The following is an 8,357-nucleotide window of genomic DNA, read 5'->3' on the forward strand; positions in this document are numbered from 1 at the left end:
GATAATTAATTAAACATCAAAGTAAATTTAACACCAAGATAAACCTTAACACCGTAGGCGTTAAGCTTGCTGACGCACCAACACCACGCCACATTTAAAACGCGGTGGCAAGCCACTCGCCTACAAGTAAGTAATAAACATCAAAGTAAATTTAACACCGTAGGCGTTGAGCTTGCTGACGCACCAACACCACGCCACATTTTGAAACGCGGTGGCAAGCCACTCGCCTACAAGTAATAAATTACACATCAAAGTAAACTTTAACACCGTAGGCGTTAAGCTTGCTGACGCAACAACACCACATCACATTTTGAAACGCGGTGGCAAGCCACTCGCCTACAGGTAATTAATTAAACATCAAAGTAAATTTAACACCAAGATAAACCTTAACACCGTAGGCGTTGAGCTTGCTGACGCAAAAACACCACATCACATTTTGAAACGCGGTGGCAAGCCACTCGCCTACAAGTAATTAATTAAGCATCAAAGTAAAATTTAACACCGTAGGCGTTGAGCTTGCTGACGCACAAATACCACGCCACATTTAAAAACGCGGTGGCAAGCCACTCGCCTACAGGTAATTAATTAAACATCAAAGTAAATTTAAAACTTTAACACCCGTAGGCGTTATGCTTGCTGACGCAAAAACACAATATGCGCGAGTTTGCCTCGCGCAGCTCTTAGCATTTAACCAACTATTCCTAGCGGTTTGGCACTTTGCCATGCACCACGGGTAAAATCAGGAATATCAATTGACGCACTACGATTACTAACTGACTGTGCCGACAGCGGCGATATAACAGACCAAGCAGCGCCGTCGTAAACATCTTGATCAAGCGCCTCACCATTACGTAAACAATAAATCATCCGCCAGAACATTAAGAAGTCCATGCCGCCATGGCCGCCGTTACGCTCTGCCTCTTCGCCCATTTTGGTCCACAGTGGGTGGTCGTATTTTTTATACCAATCAGCCATTTCATAATCCCACTCATGGAAGCTCTTCGAACCACCATCTTCCAGCGCAATACGATTTGGAAAACCAGCAAACACACCGTTAGTGCCTTGAATTAAATTATGGCGCGAGTATGGACGTGGCGTGGTGGTATCATGTTGAACCATAATACTGCGCCCTTTTACTGTTTTGATAAGCGTGGTATTCATATCGCCAGCAATATAATTAAGCTGATTACGTTGATGATCGGCTGGAAATTCTTTCTTTGCATAGGCGCTACGGCCCAGTGCCGGTGAACTCATTGAGGTTAAAAAATCAAATCGATCGCCGCGATTAATATTCATATATTGTGACACAGGGCCTAAACCGTGCGTTGGATACAAATTACCGTTTCGTTTTGCATGCCAAGCGGTACGCCAAGAACCAGTTTTATGCTCCACTTCTTTCATTTGCCAACGTAATTCATGAATATACGCCGCCTCACCATGTAGCAGCTCACCAAACACGCCTTGGCGAACCATATTCAATACCATTAACTCATCACGACCATAGTTGACATTTTCCATCATCATACAGTTCTTTTGCGTGCGCTCAGCGGTATCAACTAGTTGCCACATTTCTTCAACCGTCAATGCTAATGGCACTTCAACAAAAGCATGCTTGCCACTATTCATGGTATCGATTGCCATCGGTGCATGCCATGACCATGGCGTAGAAATAATCACAATATCAATATCATCGCGATTAAGCATTGCTTGATAGGCATTATCGGCGCCAGTATAAAGTGCAGGCTTAGCCAACCCTTTGTCAGTGAGGTAGTTAGCTGAACGCTGTAAGACTTCGTCATGGGTATCACATATTGCTTTAATTTCTGTACCAGCAATATGACTCATACGCTTTACGTGGCCAAAACCACGCTGTCCTAAGCCTATAAACCCAACCCGTACTATATCCATTTTTGGCGCGACAAGGCCAATTACAGAGCGCCCTTGCGCTGGGGGAGTAATAACGCCACTTTGAGTACCCGTGGCACATCCTGAAATCACACTAGCCGCTGCCGTAGCACTCGCGGCTTTTAAAAAATCTCGACGATTAAACTGCTTCATTATTATTATCCTAGAACTAATCTAGTTTTAACTTACCTAAAACAGCTTGGGAGGTAAAGCAGATGGGGATGGATAGCATAGGAAGGGGTTAGAATTAACCCTAACTCTTGGTATTTAACCAATCTCAATCGACGATGTAGGAAATGGCTTTAGCCATGAATTTTATAAACCGCGCGGCGTAAAGCCGCGCCTACGACAACCCAAGCACCAATGCCAACCCGTAGGCAGGAGTTTACCTCGCGCAATTTTAAACGCGCCTCTTAACCTATTTGTGAATGAATCTTTTAAATCTTTCGTTCGCGGCTAAAGCCGGCTCCTACGAAAACTATTTTTGTACAAAGAGAAGTGAATGAGTGTTAGTGAGAAGATATTTCACTTCCCCCTAAAACCTACAACCTAGCCCTTTAACTGAAAAAATCACACATCTCTTAAAATAGCTTTAAGCGTGGTTTTTTTTGCGAGAATATCACGATATAAAGCAAACTGATTTTGCGCACGTTCTAAGTTATGGTTAGCATGCTTGATTGAAAAATAATGATCACCGTCAATGTAATCAGTTAAAAAACGTAGGCCAATCATAAAGGTCATTACTTTAGTGCCTAACCAAAAGCTTTGTTTTTCTTGTTCGGTAATCAAGTCTTTCAGAGGCTCTACATAACCTTTGACTACCGCTGCAAAAATCTCTTCACGCACACATACATTAGCTAAATCCGTTGAATCTTCTTGTTCAGGAGAGCAAAAAGTACGCACCATATCACCAAAATCATACAACCAATAACCAGGCATACAGGTGTCTAAATCAATCACTGCTTTGGCATCATTTGATGTATTACAAAACAGCATATTATTAATTTTAGTATCATTATGACATGGTCGAACCGGTACAATGCCCGTCAATGCTTTAAGCTCATCAATTAAGCCAAATTGCGCGAAACAAAAATCAACGTCAGCTTGGCAGCTGGCTAAGCGCTGCTGTGGATCTTTTGCAATCACAGCTTTGAGCTTTTCAGCGCGCATCGCTAAATTATGAAAATCAGGAATAACATGATGTAGTTGCTTGGCATCAAAATCTTCTAAAGCAACAGCAAATTGACCAAATGCATTGGCTGCAGTTTGCGCTTGTGAAGTATTTAAAACTACATCTTCACTATAACTGCCGCCAATAAATTCGAGTGCGCGCCAAACACCGTTATCACAATCAACTAAATAGTTATTTTCAACTGTAGGAACATGGCGGATGATTGCTAAATCATACTCGCCTAATTGACGTTTTTTAGTTAAATGACGTTCAATTAAACGAGCATTTTTAACTAACATATCTGGTTCAGGAAAAACCTCGGTATTTAGTTTTTGCACTACTAATGATTTTTTTGGTGCAGTTAATAGCATAGTGCTATTTATGTGACCACTACCAATTGGCTTCATGCTGATTTTTTCACTACCAAGACCAAAACTCTCAGACAAGTAAACCGCAATGGAATTTGACTTCATACTTACTTCGCTATTGTTGTGCCCTGGAAAAGGCAAGATCGGGGCTAGTTCATCCGTGACGTAATTCATATAATTTACCTGTAACATCCTGTAATTCTGATTTATAAGTCACTCCATACCACGACTCTTTTGCGGTATATATGGTAACTATTTGTTGATTAGATGTGATCGCTTGTTGAACTTGATCGGGTAAATAATACTCCATTCTGACACCGTTGTCATACTTTTGCAGAAACTCGTCAAAGCCTGCTTCTAGGCGGTCAAAAAATGTTGGCGTAATTGCCCAAAAACTCATTGATGCCAACGCATCCACGGCAATTTTCTCACGGAGCCCCTGCGGATTGTCACCCATTATTTGACCGTTCTCGTGCTGAATATTTAAATACTCAACAACATCAATTAATTGGTTATTTTTAACTTGGCATACGCCTCTATTCACCCCACCTTGATCTGACAAAGTATCAATAATTGGGTAACCCACCATAGCCCAACTAGTCAGGTTTTTAAAATGTTCAGCGAGTAATAAAAATGACGACGCGCCATAATAATCATCGGCTGTGATGACGATCGCGGGGTTATGAACATGATCTTTAGCGCATAATAAAGCATGCCCGGTGCCCCAAGGCTTACTTCGCTGTTGTGCAAGTAATTGGAATTGTTCTGGCACTAAATCAATGCGTTGTTCAACCAACACAACATCAATCCCCGTTGGTAAGCGCGGTAAAATCACTTGCTCAATCTCGCTGCGCACAGCCTGATTGATCACTAATACTACCTGAGTTACTCCTGCGGCAACAGCATCAGCAATACTCAACTCCATAATGGTACAACCCAACCCAGCAATCTCAGCGATTTGCTTATTGCCACCAAAACGAGAGCCCAAGCCACCCGCGAGGACAACTAAACTTAGATGATGTTTTTTCATTTTTAATCAGCTTTAACGTTTAATAAAGCTGATTTTACCAGTTTCAACCGCCAGATCTAGCTATAGGAGCTAGGTTTTAGGGGATAGGTTCTAGCCTAGCACCTAGTCACTTCCCTAGTAGGCGTTAAGCTTGCTGACGCAAAAACACCAGAGCACATTTCAAAACGCGGTGGCAAGCCACTCGCCTACAAGTAAGTAATAAACATCAAAGTAAAATTTAACACCGTAGGCGTTGAGCTTGCTGACGCACCAACACCACGCCACATTTTGAAACGCGGTGGCAAGCCACTCGCCTACAAGTGATTAATTAAACATCAAAGTACAACTTAACACCCGTAGGCGTTGAGCTTGCTGACGCACAAACACCGTTCCACATTTAAAATGCGGTGGCAAGCCACTCGCCTACAAGTGAGTAATAAAACACCGAGATAAACGTTAACACCCGTAGGCGTTAAGCTTGCTGACGCAAAAACACCGAAACAATATTGAATATCGCGGTGGCAAGCCACTCGCCTACAAGTAATAAACATCAAAGTAAAATTTAACACCCGTAGGCGTTGAGCTTGCTGACGCAAAAACTCCGTCCACATTTAAAATGCAGTGGCAAGCCACTCGCCTACAAGTAATAAACATCAAAGTAAAATTTAACACCGTAGGCGTTAAGCTTGCTGACGCACAAACACCACACCACATTTTGAAACGCGGTGGCAAGCCACTCGCCTACAAGTGATTAATTAAACATCAAAGTACAACTTAACACCCGTAGGCGTTGAGCTTGCTGACGCAAAAACACCAGAGCACATTTCAAAACGCGGTGGCAAGCCACTCGCCTACAAGTGATTAAACATCAAAGTAAACTTTAACACAGTAGGCGTTGAGCTTGCTGACGCACCAACACCGAGCCACATTTAAAACGCGGTGGCAAGCCACTCGCCTACAAGTGATTTAACACCGAGATAAACGTTAACACCCGTAGGCGTTAAGCTTGCTGACGCACAAACTCCGAGCCACATTTAAAACGCGGTGGCAAGCCACTCGCCTACAAGTAATTAATTAAACACCAAAGTAAAATTTAACACCGTAGGCGTTGAGCTTGCTGACGCACAAAGAGAAGACAATGAGGGTAAATGCCATGGGCTTCGAGCAACGCGCTCCTAGTCACTTCCCTAGCACCTAGCCCCTTTATCTTTAACCTTTAACCTTTAACCTTTTACTCCCCCTCAAAACAAAAACGGCGGCCTAAGCCACCGTTTAATCATCAAACTAATAAAAACTAATTACCAAATTTTTACGCGATCAGCTGGTTTGATATACATTTTGTCGCCTTCTTTAACGTCAAATGCTTGATAAAACTCAGGCATATTCGACAAGATACCGATCACGCGGTAATGGCTTGGTGAATGCGGATCTGTCATTAGGCGGTTACGTAGCTCTTCGTCACGGTATTTACGACGCCAAATTTGCGACCAACCCATAAAGAAGCGCTGATCACCGGTATAACCATCAATGACTGGCGCTTTATCGCCACCTAGCGATAACTGATAAGCAGTGAAAGCAACCGTTAGGCCACCTAAATCGCCAATATTCTCACCTAAGGTCAATTGACCATTAACACTGGCATCTGCAAATGGTTGATACTCGTTATACTGTGCAACTAACTGACCAGTGCGCTCTTCAAACTGTTTAAGGTCTGACTCGCTCCACCAATCACGTAAATTACCATCACCATCATACTTAGCACCTTGGTCATCAAAACCATGCCCTAACTCGTGACCAATTACCGCACCAATTGCACCGTAGTTAACCGCATCATCAGCTTCTAAGTTAAAAAATGGTGGTTGTAAAATTGCCGCAGGGAATACAATTTCGTTATTCACCGGGTTATAGTAAGCATTTACTGTTTGTGGTGTCATGTGCCATTCAGAACGATCCACTGGCTTACCTAGCTTGTCAATCATATCGGCATAAGCCCATTCACTATGGCGAATATAGTTACCAACTAAATCATCCGCATTAATGCTTAACTGTGAATAGTCTTTCCAGTTATCTGGGTAGCCAATTTTTGGGGTAAATTTGTCGAGCTTTTCTTTCGCAGCAAGCTTGGTTTCAGGGCTCATCCACTCAAGATTTTCAATCGCAACGCCATAGCCTTTGATCACGTTATCAACTAACTCTTCCATGCGCGCTTTTGCTTCTGGCGGGAAATTGTCTTTAACGTACACTTTTCCTAAAATTTCACCTAACACTTCATTTGATGCATCAACGGCTTGTTTCCAAAGCGGAGTTTGCTCTTTTACGCCGCGTAATGTGGTGCTGTAAAAGTTAAAGTTTAAATCAACCAGATCTTTATCTAATATACCTGCATAGTTACTTACTAAATGAAATTTAAGATATTGTTGCCACGTTTCAAGGTCTGTTGCTTTATAAATATCGGCAAACTTTTCAAAGTAGCTAGGCTGACTGACGATAATATCTTGTACATTTACACCAGACGCTTTGAAGTATTCAGCAAGGTCAAACTCACCTGTTAACTTACTAGCATCCGCTACACTCATTTTATTATAAGACTTGGTAGCATCACGACTTTCAACACGCGTCCACTGTGCATCAGCAATACTGGTTTCAAGTGCAATAATTGCTTTAGCAGCTTCATCGGCTTTTTCTACACCTGCGCGTTTTAGAACGTCAGCAATGTAAACTTGGTACGCGGCACGAATTTTAGTGAACTTTTCGTCATCTTTTAAATAATAATCACGATCCGGTAAGCCAAGGCCTGATTGATACGCATATAATGCATTTTCACTCGAGTTCTTAGCGTCATTATTTACATACCAACCAAATGGCACCGCGCCACCTTGAATACGTATTTGCGCCATAAGTGTAACTAAATCAGACTTATTTTTAACACCATCAATAGCAGTTAACGGACCATTTAGCGGTGTTATACCTAATTCATCACGCTTGGCTTCATTCATGTAACTCTTAAAGAACGCACCTAGCTTATATTCATCAGTTCCCTCTTTAACCGCCGTATTCGCAGCCGCTTTTTCTAGCACTATTTTCATCGCTTCTTGCGAATCATCATATAACTGTGAGAACGAGCCATAGTTTGATTTATCACCCGGGATTTCAGTCGTCGCCAACCATTGACCATTAATGTGATAATAAAAATCATCCTGTGCACGGACCGACTTATCTATATTTGCTAATTCAATACCTGAATTTAACTGCTCTGCTGGTGCGCTAACCACCGTGGCCTCAGGCGCTTTTGTTGATTCTTGTTTTTCGCCACAACCGACTAATCCCAAAGCAAGTGCAATACTTGCCGCAGTTAGAGTTACTTTTTTCATGACTATCTCATTTGTTAGTTATCGTTTAAATATTCACCACTCAAATAAAGTACTTCGATAGAATATTCGCTATTTCCATATTAAACTTGTTCAGTGCAACAATAAACCGATGAACCAAAACAAGCGCTTTTAATATGTAACAAAGTTTGTAAGCGAGGGTTTATCACTCGCAATTTTAAGTTCACCACCGAGCAATGAAAGATATAGGTTAAAGGCAGAGACTAGCTCCATCTAACATCTAAATACAAAAGCGCGGCATAAAACCACACCTACAAGCAATTAATTAGACATCAAAGTAAATTTAACACCGAGACAAACTTTAACACCCATAGGCGTTAAGCTTGCTGACGCAAAAACACTACATTTTGAAACGCGGTGGCAAGCCACTCGCCTACAAGTAAGTAATAAACATCAAAGTAAATTTAACACCGAGACAAACTTTAACACCCGTAGGCGTTAAGCTTGCTGACGCAAAAACACCACATCATATTTTGAAACGCGGTGGCAAGCCACTCGCCTACAAGTAATTAATT

At 42.0% G+C, this 8,357-nt stretch carries 5 protein-coding genes; 1 reads left to right on the plus strand and 4 read right to left on the minus strand.

Annotated features, from left to right (window positions below; all coding sequences use genetic code 11):
* The first annotated feature begins 66 nt into the window (after positions 1–66).
* Positions 67–237: a hypothetical protein gene (locus tag H5232_RS19755; protein WP_182831378.1), complete on the plus strand. Its 171-nt coding sequence runs from the start codon at positions 67–69 to the stop codon at positions 235–237.
* Between the two features lie 450 nt (positions 238–687).
* On the opposite strand, the gene H5232_RS19760 is transcribed toward H5232_RS19755, so the two are convergent.
* The 4 genes from H5232_RS19760 to H5232_RS19775 form a co-directional block, all read right to left on the minus strand.
* The gene (locus H5232_RS19760) at positions 688–2,058 is read right to left on the minus strand and encodes a Gfo/Idh/MocA family protein (protein WP_182831379.1); all 1,371 of its coding nucleotides are present in this window, start codon (positions 2,056–2,058) and stop codon (positions 688–690) included.
* Between the two features lie 417 nt (positions 2,059–2,475).
* A complete protein-coding gene (locus tag H5232_RS19765) occupies positions 2,476–3,549 on the minus strand; it encodes a phosphotransferase enzyme family protein (RefSeq protein ID WP_145237130.1) in 1,074 nt (357 codons plus the stop codon).
* A gap of 49 nt (positions 3,550–3,598) precedes the next feature.
* Positions 3,599–4,474 carry an NTP transferase domain-containing protein gene (locus tag H5232_RS19770; RefSeq protein WP_182831380.1) on the minus strand — a complete coding sequence of 292 codons (876 nt, stop codon included), beginning with the start codon at positions 4,472–4,474 and terminating at the stop codon, positions 3,599–3,601.
* Positions 4,475–5,751: 1,277 nt separating this feature from the next.
* A complete protein-coding gene (locus tag H5232_RS19775; protein ID WP_182831381.1) occupies positions 5,752–7,824 on the minus strand; it encodes a M13 family metallopeptidase in 2,073 nt (690 codons plus the stop codon).
* Positions 7,825–8,357 lie beyond the last annotated feature (533 nt).

Source organism: Pseudoalteromonas sp. SG41-5, from assembly GCF_014164495.1.
In the GTDB taxonomy this organism is placed as follows: Bacteria; Pseudomonadota; Gammaproteobacteria; order Enterobacterales; family Alteromonadaceae; genus Pseudoalteromonas; species Pseudoalteromonas rhizosphaerae.

Coding starts and splice junctions, on each gene's coding strand:
- H5232_RS19760 (WP_182831379.1), bottom strand. CDS start 2,058: ATGAAGCAGTTTAATCGTCGAGATTTTTTAAAAGCCGCGAGTGCTACG.
- H5232_RS19765 (WP_145237130.1), bottom strand. CDS start 3,549: ATGAAGTCAAATTCCATTGCGGTTTACTTGTCTGAGAGTTTTGGTCTT.
- H5232_RS19770 (WP_182831380.1), bottom strand. CDS start 4,474: ATGAAAAAACATCATCTAAGTTTAGTTGTCCTCGCGGGTGGCTTGGGC.
- H5232_RS19775 (WP_182831381.1), bottom strand. CDS start 7,824: ATGAAAAAAGTAACTCTAACTGCGGCAAGTATTGCACTTGCTTTGGGA.